This is a genomic window from Maribacter sp. MAR_2009_72 (genome assembly GCF_007827235.1).
Taxonomy (GTDB): domain Bacteria; phylum Bacteroidota; class Bacteroidia; order Flavobacteriales; family Flavobacteriaceae; genus Maribacter; species Maribacter sedimenticola.
Window position 1 is genome coordinate 3,435,379 of the sequence record NZ_VISB01000001.1, and the last position, 15,518, is coordinate 3,450,896.

The following is a 15,518-nucleotide window of genomic DNA, read 5'->3' on the forward strand; positions in this document are numbered from 1 at the left end:
TTTTAATGAGAATTAATGTAAATAATAGCACAGAATTATTGCAATTGACCAAAGAGCAAAAATTGCTAGGGCAATTACAAAAACAAATTAAAAAGGATTTTATCTCGGCCAATGTACCTTTACAAATACCAACTGATGTTGAATTAAAGGCGTATGTTTCCATTATAATGGAAAAAGTATACGTTTTGTTAATGGAGCGTTTTCCAGATTATCTTAATTTGTTGTATGTCATAGATGTTCCGGAACGCGATTTTAAGCACATAAAAATTACAGATACGGTTGAAGTTGCCGCCCAAGTCACCTTTTTGATTCTAAAACGGGAATACCAAAAGGTTTGGTATAAGAATACTTATCAATAGATAATACCTTAATATATAGTATTTAAGCTTCCTAAACTTTAATGTAAATTCCTTTTTTGTCCATTATATATCCTACCAACCAGCAGGTCAACATAATCCATAAAGCAAATAATAACGAGCCAAAATAATTGCCGGCAATTGAGATAAAGATATTATCGGCTATCCAATTATAGGCCATAGTACCAGTAGTTTTTATTTCTGCCAAAGAAATTATAAAGAGTTCGGACAAAAGATAGATGAACAGCGTATTTCTTCCAAACACTTCAAAAAAGTAGGTCCATTTTCCCGGTTTTGACATATCCAATAAATACATTAGGATAGCGATAATGACAAGGTCTATACCACATGTTAGCAATACAAAGGAGCTTGACCAAAGTTTTTTGTTGAATGGCATTATTTGGTGCCAAGCAAATCCTGCTACGATCAACAGTGCCGCTATCATAAGAAGTTTGGCTACCGTTTCAAAATGCTGTCCTTTATTTTGAATGAATTTCCCTGTTAGGTATCCTGCAATAACGTTTACAACGGCAGGCAAGGTGCTTAACAATCCTTCTGGGTCAAAAGCCACCCCTCCGTTGCCGTGATACATATGGCTAGGGCCAATAAGCAATTTGTCCAGTTTTAATACGGCATTGCCCGTCAATGTCAAATCGCCAAATACCACCAGTATTACATTATATATAATGAGCGAGGCGATGCTGAAGATAACTACCGTTCTTGTCTTGAAATAATGTATTAGCACGGCAGCAATTAAATAACATAAAGCAATACGTTGTAACACTCCAAAAATTCTGGTTTCGGATATTGGTTTTAAATGTCCGTCTTCAAAAAAAGGAAACCAATACATTAGAAAGCCTAAAAGAAATATAATAGCAAAGCGTTTAAAAATTTTCTTTAGAAATGCCGCATTTCCCAAGGTTTGGTATTTTTTCATGCTAAAGCTCATAGCATTTCCCACAACGAATAAAAAGGTTGGGAAAACTAGGTCGGTAAGGGTAAATCCATTCCATACGGCATGTTTTAAAATCCCAAAACTGGTATCCCCATTTCCGGGGGAGTTTACTATGATCATTAGGGCTACATCCATACCCCTAAATACGTCTAGGGAAAGATACCTGTTTTTTAATGTGTTCATTTTGGTTGGTTTGGTTGGTGTTGAAAGGTAAATAAAATTAAAAGTATACTCGAACAAATGGCATCAATGCGTTTGCATAAATACTTTTTTGTTCGTTGAACAAAAGGTCATAACGTAGGCCAACAGTAATATTACGTGTACTGTAACCGGCGCCTATGAAAAATGCGGGAAGCCAATAATTATCGGATATACTGTTTGTGGAAGTGGCAATGGTACGGTTTATGCGCAATTGTTCGTATTCTGTGGACAATTGTAATTGAGGAATTGGGTTGTAAAGAGATAGCACGCTACCCCCATAAGCCAAGAACTTGTTGTCGTTGAATTTGGAATAGTTGAAATTTAAACTTGTACCAGTGGCCAATTGGTCGTTGAACTGGTAAATTGCACTTGGGGAAATTGATCCATTAAAGCCATTGTTAGTGAAACCTAGTCCTATTCCGCCTCCAAACCTTACATGGTTCCAAAAATCGGAGTTTTTAACGGAATTTTGACTGTTACAAAAATTGTAAAAAAGAAGAATTATTCCCGTAAACATTAATTTTGACACCCTCATTAACAGATTTTGTTTTAAAGTTCAACTTTTTTCAATAATACATAACATTCTTCCGTTAGATATCGTAAATGTTGTATTTTTGTTCAAATTTATTCTAAATATACAGAAAGTAATTCATGGATAAATATTCCTTTTTGAATACCGCCCATACCTCTTTTTTTTCAGAGTTATATGATAAGTATTTAGTGAATCCAGATAGTGTTGAGCCAAGTTGGAGAGCCTTTTTTCAAGGTTTTGATTTTGGAATGGAAACCTCTTTGGATGAACTAAGTTTTGATGAAAATCGAACCACTGTAATGGTCAATGGGGCCAAGAGTGAAATGCCTCAATCCTTGCAGAAAGAATTCCAGGTCATTCGTTTGATCGATGGGTACAGGGGTAGAGGACACCTCTTTACCAAAACAAATCCGGTGAGGGAAAGAAGGCATTACGAGCCTTCTTTGGACATAAAGAATTTTGGTCTGGAAAGCTCTGATTTGGAAACTGTATTTAATGCAGGTGATATTATCGGGATAGGGCCAAGTCCTTTAAAGGAAATCATAAGGCATTTGCAAAGCATCTATTGCGATGCCATTGGTGTAGAGTATATGTTCATTAGAAACCCTGAAAGGGTCAAGTGGATACAGGATTGGATAAATGTTAATGATAACCATCCGGATTTTGGTCCTGAAAGAAAAAAACACATCCTAAAGAAATTAAACCAGGCCATATCATTTGAAACCTTTTTACACACCAAGTATGTAGGGCAAAAACGATTTTCCCTAGAAGGGAACGAATCATTGATTCCTGGCTTGGACGTAATTGTGGAACGTGCTGCGGAAATGGGAGTGGAACAGTTTGTTATGGGAATGGCACACCGTGGTAGGTTAAATGTACTTACCAATATTTTCGGTAAATCCGCTAAGGATATCTTTAGTGAATTTGACGGTAAGGATTATGAGCAAGAAATTTTTGATGGGGATGTAAAATACCATTTAGGGTGGACATCTGACCGAAAATCTGATAACGGAAATAAGATAAAAATGAATATTGCGCCAAACCCATCCCATTTGGAAACGGTTGGTGCGGTCGTTGAAGGTATAGCAAGGGCAAAGCAAGATGCGGACTATAAGGACAACTTTTCAAAAGTATTGCCTATTGTCGTTCATGGTGATGCAGCTATTGCTGGACAAGGTCTAATTTATGAATTGGTGCAAATGGCAGGCCTGGATGGGTATAAGACCGGTGGTACAATTCATATTGTTGTAAACAACCAGATCGGATTTACCACTAACTATTTGGATGCAAGAACATCTACCTATTGTACGGATGTAGCTAAAGTTACCCTAAGTCCCGTACTTCATGTAAATTCTGATGATGCAGAGGCTGTGGTACATGCATCACTTTTTGCATTGGAATATAGAATGCGTTTTGCAAGTGATGTATTTATAGATTTGTTAGGGTATAGGAAATATGGACATAATGAAGGGGACGAACCCAGATTTACCCAGCCAAAATTATATAAGGCCATTGCAAAGCATAAGAATCCTAGGGATATCTATGCGGAACGCTTGATCAAAGAAGGTATTATTGATGATACCTATGTGGCGCAGTTAGAGAAACAGTATAAGGATTCTTTGGAGGAAAAACTTGAAGACTCCAGAAAAGAGGATAAAACTGTAATCACTCCTTTTATGGCAGATGAGTGGAAAGGATTTGAAAGCGTACGTGAGTGGGAAATGATGGATGCGGTAGATACAACCTTCAATAAAGAAAAGCTTACAAAGATTGCCAAAGTAATTACCGAACTGCCCAAGGGCAAGAAGTTCTTGCGCAAAGTGGAGAAATTGGTCAAGGATAGATACAATATGTATTTTAAAAACGATAATCTTGATTGGGCCATGGGAGAGCTTTTGGCTTATGGCACTTTATTAGAGGAAGGTTTTGGGGTACGTATTTCCGGACAGGATGTTGAGCGTGGTACGTTTTCCCATCGTCATGCGGTAATGAAGGTAGAGGAAAGCGAAGAAGAGGTTATTCTATTGAACCATTTATCTGAACAACAAGCAAGGTTCCAAATTTACAATTCGCTATTATCGGAATATGGAGTTGTAGGTTTTGATTATGGCTATGCTATGGCAAGTCCTAATACGCTAACGATTTGGGAAGCCCAGTTTGGTGATTTTAGTAATGGTGCCCAAATCATGATCGATCAATATATTTCTGCTGCGGAAGATAAATGGAAACTTCAAAACGGATTGGTAATGTTGTTGCCCCATGGTTATGAAGGTCAAGGAGCAGAACATTCATCCGCAAGGATGGAACGGTACCTGCAATTATGTGCAAAGGATAATATGTATATCGCAGATGTGACAACACCGGCACAAATGTTCCATATACTCCGTAGACAAATGAAGGCCAATTTTAGAAAACCGTTGATTATTTTTACGCCAAAAAGTTTGCTTAGGCATCCTAAGGCAGTTTCTAAAATTTCAGATTTGACCGATGGGGGATTCAAAGAAGTTATAGACGATGATGCTGTTGAGGTCAAGAAAGTCAAAAGTCTTGTGTTCTGTACTGGTAAATTTTATTACGATCTTCTTGCGGAAAGGGAGAAGTTAGAGCGTGCAGATGTTGCTTTGGTCAGGGTTGAACAATTATTTCCGTTGCCAGACGAACAAATGAAAGAAATAATAGCCAAATACAAGCATGTAGATGATTTGGTTTGGGCTCAGGAAGAACCTAGGAACATGGGCGCTTGGAGCCATTTGCTAATGCATTTTAGTGATGTGCAGAAATTTAGGGTTGCATCTAGGCGTTTTTACGCGGCGCCTGCTGCAGGTAGTGCTGTAAGGTCTAAAATGCGCCATCAACAAGTAATAGATTATGTTTTTGACAAGTCAAAAAATAATATGTTCAAACCAAAAAATAAAATATAACATATCAAATTATAGAAAGAATGATTCTAGAAATGAAGGTCCCTTCCCCGGGAGAGTCTATCACAGAGGTAGAAATAGCGGAATGGTTAGTTGAAGATGGGGATTACGTAGAAAAAGATCAGGCAATCGCTGAAGTAGATTCGGACAAAGCTACTTTGGAATTACCAGCGGAAGCCAGTGGGGTGATTACATTAAAAGCAGAAGTTGGCGATGCTGTTGAAGTAGGCGCTATTGTTTGTTTGATCGATACAGGGGCGGAAAAACCAGAAGGCTCGGATGAAAAGTCTAATGAAGCCACTGAAAAAGAAACAGCTCCAGTTCAAAAAGAGGCTGAAAAAGCCCCGCAGCCAGTACAGGCTAAAGAAACATATGCTTCTGGAGTAGCTTCCCCCGCGGCCAAAAAAATATTGGACGAAAAAGGAGTGGATAGCACAACTGTAAAAGGAAGTGGTCGTGATGGTAGGATCACCAAGGAGGATGCGGTAAACGCTGTTCCTTCAATGGGTACGCCAACCGGTGGAAATAGGGGAGAGACTCGTTCCAAGTTATCTATGCTACGAAGAAAGGTAGCAGAAAGACTTGTATCCGCAAAGAACGAAACGGCTATGTTGACCACATTCAATGAAGTGGATATGAGCGCCATTTTTGAACTTCGTGATCAGTATAAAGTAGATTTTAAAAACAAGCATGGGGTTGGTTTAGGATTTATGTCATTCTTTACCAAGGCAGTTGTAAGGGCACTAGAAATGTATCCTGCGGTAAATTCCATGATAGATGGCAAAGAAATGATTTCTTATGATTTCTGTGATATCAGTATAGCGGTATCCGGTCCAAAAGGACTTATGGTTCCCGTTATCAGGAATGCTGAAAATTTGACGTTCAGGGGAATAGAGTCAGAGGTTAAACGGTTGGCAATTAGAGCCCGTGAAGGGGAGATAACCGTAGATGAAATGACCGGTGGAACTTTTACCATTACCAATGGTGGGGTATTTGGTTCTATGCTATCTACGCCTATCATAAATCCTCCACAAAGTGCCATATTGGGTATGCACAATATTGTGGAGCGTCCTATAGCAAGGGAGGGGGCTATTGCCATAGCTCCAATTATGTACGTAGCATTGTCCTATGACCATAGAATTATTGACGGCAAGGAGTCTGTAGGATTCTTGGTAGCGGTTAAGGAGGCATTGGAAAATCCTACGGAGCTGCTTATGGACAATAATGTAAAAAAAGCCTTGGAAATGTAAATTTTCAAAAATTATAGATACTTATGTAAAAAGCGTTGGGCAGGTCTCAACGCTTTTTTGCCTTTAAGTACAAACGTTTTTTACCATAATCAATAATTGCATTGGATTTTTTGAGGATGTCCGCACCTATAATTCCGTTTACAGGTTCGGCATTATGAGCAGTCAGTGCTTCATTAACATGTTTAAGGTCAAATAGGACAATTTTAAGTTTTTTATATTCCCAAGATCCTATGTGGACCGTATTTTTTTTGGAAACCAAGGTGTCCATATTCGTGGCTCCCGCACCGGCCGCCTTAATTTTTGATTCTTTTGAAATTAATCCAAAATCATCTATTTGATCTATGCCGATACATGTGTTAGATGCACCGGTATCTAAAATAAATCTACCCGTAATATCATTGATTTTGGCATTTAACTCAAAATGGTTGGTGGCCGTAAGGGTTAACGGTATGCAAACGTATTTTTTTTTCTTAAGAAAGTCCTTGAGACTGCTCATATATAATTTTTTGTCAAAGATAATTCTATTTTTGCGCTATGATAATAACAGATACGCATACCCATTTATATAGCGAGGCTTTTGACGATGATAGAGAAGAGGTTATAAGAAATGCTATTGATCAGGGGGTGAAACGTTTTTTTATCCCTGCAATTGATTCTACTTATACTGAACGTATGTTGTCCTTGAAAGAGTTGTTTCCGGACCATGTTTATCTCATGACAGGCTTGCATCCTACACATGTTAAAGAGAATTACATGGACGAACTTTTACATGTAAGAGAATTATTGTCCCGGCATCAATATTATGCCATTGGTGAAATAGGAATTGATCTGTATTGGGAAAAAAAATTTTTAAAAGAGCAGCAAGAGGCTTTTAAGTATCAAATTCAATTGGCAAAAGAACATCAATTACCTATTGTAATACATTGTCGTGATGCTTTTGATGAAGTGTTTGAACTTTTGGAAGAGGAAAAAGGAAACGATCTAAGGGGTATTTTTCATTGTTTTACCGGTACATTTGATCAGGCAGAAAAGGCAATTTCATATAATATGAAATTAGGTATTGGCGGGGTGGTAACTTTTAAGAATGGCAAAATAGACCAATTTTTGGATAAAATTAATTTAAAACATCTTGTCTTGGAGACCGATGCACCTTATCTGGCACCTACACCTTATCGTGGTAAGCGCAATGAAAGTGCTTATATTGTTAACGTTTTGGATAAGTTGGCCAATCTGCATAACATATCGGGTGAAGAACTGGCAATGATAACAACTAATAATTCCAAAGCGGTATTTGGTATTTAAAACTAAACGAAGATTAATTTGAGTTCAAAAAAAAGTAGAATTTTATTGATCTATACTGGTGGAACCATTGGTATGATGAAAGATTATGTCTCTGGGGCACTTAAGGCGTTCGATTTTTCCCAATTGCTGAAAAGTATACCTGAACTAAATCAATTGGATTGTACCATAGCCAGCCTTTCCTTTGAATATCCTATAGATTCATCTAACATGAATCCGGACCACTGGGTAGCAATTGCAGAAATTATTGGTTCAAATTATGGGGAGTATGATGGTTTTGTAGTCCTGCATGGAAGCGATACCATGAGTTATACGGCATCTGCACTTAGTTTTTTATTGGAAAATTTGGCAAAACCGGTGATTTTGACCGGATCGCAGTTGCCCATTGGTGACTTAAGGACAGATGCCAAGGAGAACTTGATTACTGCCATTCAAATAGCAGCTTTACTGGAAAAAGGTAAATCCGTAATACAAGAAGTAGGACTATATTTTGAATACAAATTATATAGGGGCAATAGAACTACAAAAATAAACGCTGAACATTTTCAGGCATTTGCATCGTTAAACTATCCGCATCTTATAGAAAGTGGTGTGCATTTATCCATTTTTCATGAATACTTATTGCCAAAGAAAAAAAATGCGGTATTAAAAGTGCATAATGCCATGGATGATAACGTCGCCATTTTAAAACTTTTCCCGGGAATCAACAAAAATATTGTAGAAGCAGTGTTGGGAGCAAAAGATTTAAAGGCCCTGATATTGGAAACTTATGGTTCTGGGAACGCCCCTATGGAAGATTGGTTTCTTGAAAAGTTAAAATTTGCAATAAAAAATGGTATCCATATCATAAATGTAACACAGTGTTCAGGGGGTGCGGTATTGATGGGTCATTATGAGACAAGTTCAAAGTTAAAGAAAATGCAAGTTATTAATGGTAAGGATATTACAACAGAAGCAGCTATTGCAAAAGCAATGTATCTTTTAGGTTCTGGGGTATCCAATGAATTGTTTAAAACAGTTTTTGAAACTTCGTTGCGTGGAGAAATGCTTTAAAATTAACATAGCTTTAATTTCTTAAACTAATAATTTTTTTGTTATTTGCCCACCCTTAAAAAAGGTATCATAGAGAGGTGGCCGAGTGGTCGAAGGCGCACGCCTGGAAAGTGTGTATACCCCAAAAGGGTATCGAGGGTTCGAATCCCTTCCTCTCTGCTAGTAAGTTTTACTTTTTTTATATTGTTTTTTTTTTATCTTTAACCCTATTAACTAACTAATTTAAGTTTGAAAAAATGAAAAAATTATTTCCAAGCCTGGCAGTTGCTGGGGCATTTGTATCAGGTACAAATATTGTAAGTGCAAAAGTAGCAGCGGTAGCATTGCTAGTTCAAGAAGGAGCAGAGGCTGAAAAAGGATTTACTCAGGTTTTGAAAGAAATGTTCATAACAGGTGGTGCCGGTTTTATGGGTATCGTTCTTTTGTGTTTGATCCTTGGCTTGGCTGTTGCAATCGAGAGAATCATTTACTTGAACATGGCAAGTACCAATTCTACAAAACTAAAACAACAAGTTGAGGATGCATTGGCATCAGGTGGTGTTGAGGCTGCAAAGGAAGTTTGTAGAAATACAAAAGGACCAGTTGCTTCTATCTACTATCAAGGTTTGGACAGAGCTGGTGAAAGCGTAGAGTCAGCTGAAAAAGCTGTAGTTGCTTACGGTGGTGTGCAAATGGGTCAGTTAGAGAAAAACGTTTCTTGGTTGTCCTTGTTCATCGCTATTGCTCCAATGCTTGGTTTCATGGGTACGGTAATCGGTATGATTCAGGCCTTCCAGAAGATTGCGGCTGTAGGTAACTTAAGTGCATCTCTTATTGCAGGTGATATCCAAGTGGCATTATTAACAACGGTATTCGGTCTTATTACGGCTATTATACTTCAGATTTTCTATAACTATATTATCGCTAAAATAGACAGCATCGTAAATGATATGGAAGACTCGTCGATTACTTTGATCGATATGTTGGTAGATCACAAAAAATAAGTAACACTTTTAATACCTAAAAATTATGCAAAAAATTATTAAAATAGCATTAATTGCTATAGGTGTATTAAGTGCTGTGCTGTGGTATTTACTACCAAGTTCGGATATGCCGGCAGCTGAAGCTGCTCAGAGCGGTGCAATGAACACAATGTTTATCATTACTTATTTATTACTTGGTATTGCCGTAGTAGTGAGTTTGGTATTTACATTGAAAAATTTATTTTCCAATCCTCAAGGTCTTAAAAAGACATTGTTCGTAGTAGGAGGCTTTCTATTAGTAGTAGGGGTATCCTATGTATTGGCAAGCGGTACTGATGTTGATCCGGAGTATTTGGAAATGTCGGACGAAAGTACGGTTAAGAAAATAGGAATGGGTCTAAATGTATTTTTCATCTTGACTATAATCGCTATACTTTCTTTGGTTATACCGGCGATCAAAAATATGTTTAGTAAATAAAAATAATAACTATGGCTAGAAGAGCAGGAGCACCAGAGGTTAGTGCAGGTTCAATGGCGGATATAGCGTTCCTTTTATTGATCTTCTTCTTGGTTACAACGACCATTGAGACAGATGCAGGATTGGATCGTATGCTTCCACCAATGGAGCCGCCAACAGAAGAACCACCAATTATTAAGCAAAAAAATATCTTTACGGTAAACATAAACCGTAACGGACAGTTGTTGGTTGAGGATGAAATTCTTTCCATTAACGATTTGCGAGCGAAGGCAATAGAGTTTTTAGATAATGGTGGGGCACCTTCGGGAAGTCCAGATTATTGTAGCTATTGTAAGGGTAAACGTAATCCTGAATCTTCGGATAACCCGACTAAGGCGATCATATCGTTGAAGAACGATCGTGAAACTAAGTACAGTACCTATATCACCGTTCAAAATGAATTGGTTGGGGCTTACAATGACCTTAGAAATAGGGAGGCCAAAAGGTTGTACGGTACGGATTATGTAGCCATGGAGGCAGAATATCTAAATCCGGAAACTACTGATGACAAAAAAGAGGAGTTAAAGGAAAAAGTGACCCGTATTCAAGGGCTGTTCCCTCAAAAATTGTCAGAAGCCGAAACTTCAACAGAATAATTAATATTTAAAAGTAACACTATGTCAAAATTTGCAAAGAAAAAAGATGGAGAGGTACCTGCGGTATCAACAGCTTCCTTACCTGACATTGTATTTATGCTTTTATTCTTCTTTATGACGGTAACCGTTATGAAGGATAGTTCTTTGAAAGTTGAAAACGTACTTCCTAATGCAAGTGAAGTAAAGAAATTGGAGAAAAAAGATCGTGTTATCTATATTTATGTAGGGAAACCAACTAAAGAATACGAAAAAACATTTGGTACGGAACCAAAGATTCAATTGAACGACAAGTTTTCAAGTCCTTCTGAAGTTGGAGATTATATTTTGATGGAAAGAGCTAAAAAGCCTCAAGAACTTCAAAATGTATTGACAACGGCTTTAAAGGTTGATAAGAACGCCAATATGGGAATCATTTCCGATATTAAGCAGGAATTAAGAAAAGTAAATGCTTTGAAGGTAAATTATACAACTTACGAAGGCGATGCTTTTAATAATCTACAATAGTTAGTTAGTAATATACAAATTGTCAAAACGCTTCAAATTTATTTGAAGCGTTTTTTATTTGATTAACTTTACATATGCGATATATAGTACTATTGGCCATATTGCTGACCACGGGTATTGTCAAAGCACAACTGACCGAGGACAATGCAACTAAAACACGTTATTTTGAGGATCAGTTCTATCTTGGTCTTTCCTATAATTTTCTCGTAAACCATCCGGAAGGGTCTAATCAACGCAATCTTTCCTATGGCTTACAGGGTGGTATTATAAAAGATATACCATTAAATGGCTCGGGAACCAAAGCTATTGGTATTGGTGTAGGTCTTGCGCTTAATAGTTATTATTCTAATTTGGTAGCTGAGGAGATTCAAGATGAAATCGTATATCGGCTCGATGATGATATTACTAGGAGTAATCTAGAAACCCATTTAGTTGAATTCCCCTTAGAGTTTAGATGGAGAAATTCTACAGCAGACGATTATAAGTTTTGGAGAATATATACCGGTATTAAAGCTGCCTATTTAATTGGGGCCCGTTCAAAATTTGTGGACGACGATATCAAAGAAGGTTTCTACAATACGGATCTAGAAAGATTTCAATATGGTCTTACCTTAAGTTTTGGTTACAATACCTTTAATTTCCATGCCTATTATGCCTTGTCAGACCTTTTTAATGGTACTGCTATGGTAAATGGAGAGGTGCTCAAATATACCCCTTTAAGGGTTGGACTCATATTTTATATTCTATAGCCAGTAACGTACTGTTAGTAGTTGGGATAGAATTCCGATAAAAAGTGCGGTAACGACTTCTATTCTGGTGTGAGCTCGTAAATAAAGGCGGGCGGTAATCACGCTTCCTGTGAGCAGTACAAAAATGCTTATGGCGATGATGAGATTAATCTCAAAATGGATACTTAAATTAATTAGATACATAAGTAATCCACTTACCCCAATGACATGAAGACTTGTTTTAATCTTAAAAAATAACATTAACAGGCTTGCCATTGCCGCACCTAATAACCCTGTAAAGTAAAAATAGAGTTCCGTAATATAATTATTTGGAATTACCTTATATAATATTAGCAGGAGTATGGAAATGTGAATGTACAAGGGGTATTTTCGTTCTGCTATATTTTCTAAAAACAAGGTATTAACCACGCCAAGATTCTTCAAAATAAGAAAGGTGACAATGGGGATTATGACCGTTAAGATGAAAATGGGTAAAATACTGGCACTTTGTACTTCAACAGGGGTGTATTTTGGTGTAATTAGGAAATAGGCTATTGTACCGCCTATTGGTATGAATAATGGATGTAAAATATAGGAAATAAGGTTGGAGAAAACTTTCATTAAATTTCCTTTCTCATTCGCGCCACTGGTATATTAAGCTGTTCCCTATATTTTGCTACCGTTCTTCTAGCTATAGGGTATCCTTTCTCTTTTAGGATGGCCGCTAATTTATCATCTGTCAACGGTTTTTTCTTAGTCTCGTTCTGTATAACCGTTTCCAGTATTTTTTTGATTTCCTTGGTAGATACATCTTCACCTTGTTCGTTTTTCATTGATTCGGAAAAATATTCCTTAATCAATTTAGTGCCATAAGGCGTATCTACATATTTACTATTGGCAACCCTGGAAACCGTTGAAACATCCATTCCTATTTCATCTGCAATATCTTTTAAGATCATAGGGCGCAAATTGCGTTCGTCACCGGTCAAAAAATATTCGCTTTGGTAGTGCATAATTGCGTTCATGGTAATGAACAAAGTTTGTTGGCGTTGACGTATAGCATCTATAAACCACTTGGCAGCATCTAATTTTTGCTTAATGAACATTACCGTATCTTTTTGTGATTTGGATTTGTCCTTTGCCTCCTTGTACCCTTTAAGCATATTACTATACTCTTTGGATACATGCAATTCTGGTGCATTGCGGCCATTTAAGGTCAGTTCTAGCTCACCATCTACTATTCTAATGGCAAAATCTGGAACTACATGTTCTATGATTCTATTGTTGCCCGAATAGGAGCCACCTGGTTTTGGATTTAGGCGTTCAATTTCACTTATCGCTTCCTTGAGCTCATCTTCGCTAATATTGTGTTTTTGAATTAATTTTTGATAATGTTTTTTTGTAAAATGTTCAAAAGACCTTTTTAAAATTGCCGTTGCAAGTTCAATGCTGGGTGTAACCTCTTTACGCTCTAATTGAATGATCAAACATTCTTCCAAAGAACGGGCTCCTACACCAGGTGGATCTAACTCTTGAACTATGCCCAAAATCCTGGTTATGGTCTCCTCGTCCGTATATACGTTTTGTGTAAAGGCCAGGTCATCCATTATGTCCGCAATAGGTCTTCTTATATAACCGCTTTCATCTACACTTCCAATAAGAAATTCTGCAATGGTCCATTCTTCATCATTAAGATAAACCGTGTTCAGTTGGTTCAATAAATGTTGATTGAAGGATGTACCCGCGGCATAGGGAACGCTTTTTTCCTCATCATCAGAACTATAATTATTTGCCTTGGTACGATAATCCGGTATTTCATCATCACTCAGATAATCATCTATATTGATGTCTTCCGTGTTAATAGTTTCGCTATCGGAATCTTGGTCGTAATTATCCTCAAATTCATCGTTAAGCGAATCTGATTCTTCTTTGCCTGTTTCTAACGCCGGGTTTTCCTCAATTTCTTGCATCAAACGTTGTTCAAATGCCTGTGTAGGTAATTGAATAAGCTTCATCAGCTGTATCTGCTGAGGCGATAGCTTTTGTGATAATTTAAACTGTAGGTGTTGTTTTAGCATTACTTTTTTCTAGACATGTAAAAGTAACGAAATCAACTTAGAATTCTGCATTCTGGGGTGTTCTTGGGAACGGAATTACATCTCTAATATTTCCCATACCTGTTGCAAAAAGTACCAAGCGCTCAAAACCAAGACCAAAACCACTATGCTCCGCGGTTCCAAATTTTCTCAGGTCCAAATACCACCAAAGTTCTTTTTCATCAATACCCAAATCCTTGATTTTTTGTTTAAGGACATCTAACCGCTCTTCTCGTTGCGATCCACCTACTATTTCCCCAATACCCGGAAAAAGAATATCCATGGCCCTAACAGTCTTGCCATCTTCGTTCAAGCGCATATAAAAGGCTTTTATTTTAGCAGGGTAATCAAATAGGATTACAGGGCATTTAAAATGCTTTTCCACTAAAAACCTTTCATGTTCACTTTGGAGATCGGTACCCCATTCCTCAATTGGGTATTTAAACTGTTTCTTTTTATTGGGCTTGCAATTTTTTAAAATTTCAATTGCTTCTGTATAACTTACGCGCTTAAAGTTATTATCAACTACAAATTTCAATTTTTCAATAAGTGGCATGTCACTACGCTGCGCTTTGGGCTTGGATTTTTCCTCGTCCAACAATCGTTTTTCAAGAAACTCCAAATCCTCTTGGCAATGGGTAAGGGTGTAGGTAATTACATTTTTAATAAAATCTTCCGCAAGATCCATATTGGCATCCAAATCAAAAAAGGCCATTTCTGGTTCTATCATCCAAAATTCTGCCAAATGTCTGGAAGTATTGGAATTTTCCGCCCTGAACGTTGGTCCAAAAGTATATACCTTGCCTAGGGCCATGGCATAAGCTTCTGCTTCCAATTGTCCTGAAACGGTCAAGTTGGTCTCTTTTCCAAAAAAGTCTTCCTTATAATTTACGGAGCCATCCTCGTTCAAAGGAGGATTTTTTTCATCTAATGTGGTCACCCTGAACATTTCGCCGGCACCTTCTGCATCGGAACCTGTAATAATAGGGGCGTGAAAGTAGTTGAAACCGTTTTCCCTAAAATAGTTATGTATAGCAAAAGATAGGGTAGACCTTACCCTCATAATGGCTGCAAATGTATTTGTCCTTATCCTTAAGTGGGCTTTTTCCCTTAAAAATTCCAAGGAGTGCTTTTTTGGTTGAATGGGATACTCTTCTGGGTCAGCTATACCCAACACTTCTAAATTGCTTACTTGTATCTCAACACTCTGGCCCCTACCTTGACTTTCTACCAAGGTACCGGTAATTTTTAAAGCCGCTCCCGTATTTACTTTTTTCAATACGTCTTCATCGAACTTTTCAAAATCTACCACACATTGAATGGTGTTTAATGTAGACCCATCGTTTAGAGCAATGAACCTATTACTTCTAAAGGTTCTTACCCATCCTTTTATGGTGATTTCCTGTAATAAATCCTTACTGGACAAAAGTTCTTTAATTGTTGCTGAACGCATGCTGAATGAATTGGTTATTAAAACGTCAAAGATATGATTTTGTAAAAAAATAAATTGTCATGAGACCATTTAAAAGGAGGTATTATCTTGATCTATTT

Annotated in this window: 16 protein-coding genes and 1 tRNA gene; 11 read left to right on the top strand and 6 right to left on the bottom strand. The window is 37.4% G+C overall.

Annotation, left to right across the window (positions count from 1 at the left end; translation table 11 throughout):
* Positions 1–5: 5 nt before the first annotated feature.
* Positions 6–359 carry a hypothetical protein gene (locus tag JM81_RS14390; RefSeq protein WP_089259250.1) on the top strand — a complete coding sequence of 118 codons (354 nt, stop codon included), beginning with the start codon at positions 6–8 and terminating at the stop codon, positions 357–359.
* 31 nt (positions 360–390) lie between these two features.
* On the opposite strand, the gene JM81_RS14395 is transcribed toward JM81_RS14390, so the two are convergent.
* Entirely contained in the window at positions 391–1,494 is a 1,104-nt protein-coding gene (locus JM81_RS14395; protein ID WP_144804473.1) for an acyltransferase family protein, read from the bottom strand.
* A gap of 37 nt (positions 1,495–1,531) precedes the next feature.
* The gene (locus JM81_RS14400; protein ID WP_261375076.1) at positions 1,532–2,047 is read right to left on the bottom strand and encodes an alpha-ketoglutarate decarboxylase; all 516 of its coding nucleotides are present in this window, start codon (positions 2,045–2,047) and stop codon (positions 1,532–1,534) included.
* A gap of 116 nt (positions 2,048–2,163) precedes the next feature.
* Here JM81_RS14400 and JM81_RS14405 point away from each other — a divergent pair, with 116 nt between their 5' ends.
* A complete protein-coding gene (locus JM81_RS14405) occupies positions 2,164–4,965 on the top strand; it encodes a 2-oxoglutarate dehydrogenase E1 component (RefSeq protein WP_144804475.1) in 2,802 nt (933 codons plus the stop codon).
* A gap of 20 nt (positions 4,966–4,985) precedes the next feature.
* Positions 4,986–6,212 (top strand): 2-oxoglutarate dehydrogenase complex dihydrolipoyllysine-residue succinyltransferase, encoded by a 1,227-nt coding sequence (gene odhB / locus JM81_RS14410; protein WP_144804477.1) that lies wholly within the window; start codon positions 4,986–4,988, stop codon positions 6,210–6,212.
* 46 nt (positions 6,213–6,258) lie between these two features.
* Here the strand turns inward: odhB and JM81_RS14415 are convergent, their stop codons facing one another.
* Entirely contained in the window at positions 6,259–6,708 is a 450-nt protein-coding gene (locus JM81_RS14415) for a TIGR02281 family clan AA aspartic protease (protein WP_144804479.1), read from the bottom strand.
* A 38-nt stretch (positions 6,709–6,746) separates the two neighbouring features.
* Between JM81_RS14415 and JM81_RS14420 the strand changes: the two genes are divergently transcribed.
* The 8 genes from JM81_RS14420 to JM81_RS14455 all read left to right on the top strand — a co-directional run bounded on the left by JM81_RS14420 (position 6,747) and on the right by JM81_RS14455 (position 11,892).
* Positions 6,747–7,514 carry a TatD family hydrolase gene (locus tag JM81_RS14420; protein ID WP_144804481.1) on the top strand — a complete coding sequence of 256 codons (768 nt, stop codon included), beginning with the start codon at positions 6,747–6,749 and terminating at the stop codon, positions 7,512–7,514.
* Positions 7,515–7,532: 18 nt separating this feature from the next.
* Complete coding sequence (locus tag JM81_RS14425; protein WP_261375078.1) at positions 7,533–8,564, top strand: asparaginase; 1,032 nt, start codon at positions 7,533–7,535, stop codon at positions 8,562–8,564.
* A gap of 71 nt (positions 8,565–8,635) precedes the next feature.
* A tRNA-Ser gene (locus JM81_RS14430) sits at positions 8,636–8,723 on the top strand.
* Between the two features lie 77 nt (positions 8,724–8,800).
* Complete coding sequence (locus tag JM81_RS14435; protein ID WP_089259264.1) at positions 8,801–9,547, top strand: MotA/TolQ/ExbB proton channel family protein; 747 nt, start codon at positions 8,801–8,803, stop codon at positions 9,545–9,547.
* A gap of 25 nt (positions 9,548–9,572) precedes the next feature.
* The gene (locus tag JM81_RS14440) at positions 9,573–10,004 is read left to right on the top strand and encodes a hypothetical protein (protein ID WP_089259266.1); all 432 of its coding nucleotides are present in this window, start codon (positions 9,573–9,575) and stop codon (positions 10,002–10,004) included.
* An 11-nt stretch (positions 10,005–10,015) separates the two neighbouring features.
* On the top strand, positions 10,016–10,639 hold the full coding sequence (locus tag JM81_RS14445; RefSeq protein WP_089259268.1) for an ExbD/TolR family protein: 624 nt from the start codon (positions 10,016–10,018) through the stop codon (positions 10,637–10,639).
* A gap of 21 nt (positions 10,640–10,660) precedes the next feature.
* Entirely contained in the window at positions 10,661–11,143 is a 483-nt protein-coding gene (locus tag JM81_RS14450) for an ExbD/TolR family protein (protein ID WP_089259270.1), read from the top strand.
* A 74-nt stretch (positions 11,144–11,217) separates the two neighbouring features.
* A complete protein-coding gene (locus JM81_RS14455) occupies positions 11,218–11,892 on the top strand; it encodes a porin family protein (RefSeq protein WP_144804483.1) in 675 nt (224 codons plus the stop codon).
* Here the strand turns inward: JM81_RS14455 and JM81_RS14460 are convergent.
* Genes JM81_RS14460 through asnS form a run of 3 tightly spaced genes read right to left on the bottom strand, consistent with a single transcriptional unit; the run spans position 11,887 to position 15,420 of the window.
* A complete protein-coding gene (locus JM81_RS14460) occupies positions 11,887–12,492 on the bottom strand; it encodes a hypothetical protein (RefSeq protein ID WP_089259274.1) in 606 nt (201 codons plus the stop codon). The two genes, JM81_RS14455 and JM81_RS14460, sit on opposite strands and share 6 nt — an antisense overlap.
* Complete coding sequence (gene rpoN, locus JM81_RS14465; protein WP_144804485.1) at positions 12,492–13,949, bottom strand: RNA polymerase factor sigma-54; 1,458 nt, start codon at positions 13,947–13,949, stop codon at positions 12,492–12,494. The genes JM81_RS14460 and rpoN overlap by 1 nt, the downstream gene beginning before the upstream one ends.
* Positions 13,950–13,986: 37 nt before the next feature.
* Positions 13,987–15,420 (bottom strand): asparagine--tRNA ligase, encoded by a 1,434-nt coding sequence (gene asnS, locus JM81_RS14470; RefSeq protein ID WP_144804487.1) that lies wholly within the window; start codon positions 15,418–15,420, stop codon positions 13,987–13,989.
* Positions 15,421–15,518: the final 98 nt, after the last annotated feature.

Coding starts and splice junctions, on each gene's coding strand:
- JM81_RS14390 (WP_089259250.1), top strand. CDS start 6: ATGAGAATTAATGTAAATAATAGCACAGAATTATTGCAATTGACCAAA.
- JM81_RS14395 (WP_144804473.1), bottom strand. CDS start 1,494: ATGAACACATTAAAAAACAGGTATCTTTCCCTAGACGTATTTAGGGGT.
- JM81_RS14400 (WP_261375076.1), bottom strand. CDS start 2,047: ATGAGGGTGTCAAAATTAATGTTTACGGGAATAATTCTTCTTTTTTAC.
- JM81_RS14405 (WP_144804475.1), top strand. CDS start 2,164: ATGGATAAATATTCCTTTTTGAATACCGCCCATACCTCTTTTTTTTCA.
- odhB (WP_144804477.1), top strand. CDS start 4,986: ATGATTCTAGAAATGAAGGTCCCTTCCCCGGGAGAGTCTATCACAGAG.
- JM81_RS14415 (WP_144804479.1), bottom strand. CDS start 6,708: ATGAGCAGTCTCAAGGACTTTCTTAAGAAAAAAAAATACGTTTGCATA.
- JM81_RS14420 (WP_144804481.1), top strand. CDS start 6,747: ATGATAATAACAGATACGCATACCCATTTATATAGCGAGGCTTTTGAC.
- JM81_RS14435 (WP_089259264.1), top strand. CDS start 8,801: ATGAAAAAATTATTTCCAAGCCTGGCAGTTGCTGGGGCATTTGTATCA.
- JM81_RS14440 (WP_089259266.1), top strand. CDS start 9,573: ATGCAAAAAATTATTAAAATAGCATTAATTGCTATAGGTGTATTAAGT.
- JM81_RS14445 (WP_089259268.1), top strand. CDS start 10,016: ATGGCTAGAAGAGCAGGAGCACCAGAGGTTAGTGCAGGTTCAATGGCG.
- JM81_RS14450 (WP_089259270.1), top strand. CDS start 10,661: ATGTCAAAATTTGCAAAGAAAAAAGATGGAGAGGTACCTGCGGTATCA.
- JM81_RS14455 (WP_144804483.1), top strand. CDS start 11,218: ATGCGATATATAGTACTATTGGCCATATTGCTGACCACGGGTATTGTC.
- JM81_RS14460 (WP_089259274.1), bottom strand. CDS start 12,492: ATGAAAGTTTTCTCCAACCTTATTTCCTATATTTTACATCCATTATTC.
- rpoN (WP_144804485.1), bottom strand. CDS start 13,949: ATGCTAAAACAACACCTACAGTTTAAATTATCACAAAAGCTATCGCCT.
- asnS (WP_144804487.1), bottom strand. CDS start 15,420: ATGCGTTCAGCAACAATTAAAGAACTTTTGTCCAGTAAGGATTTATTA.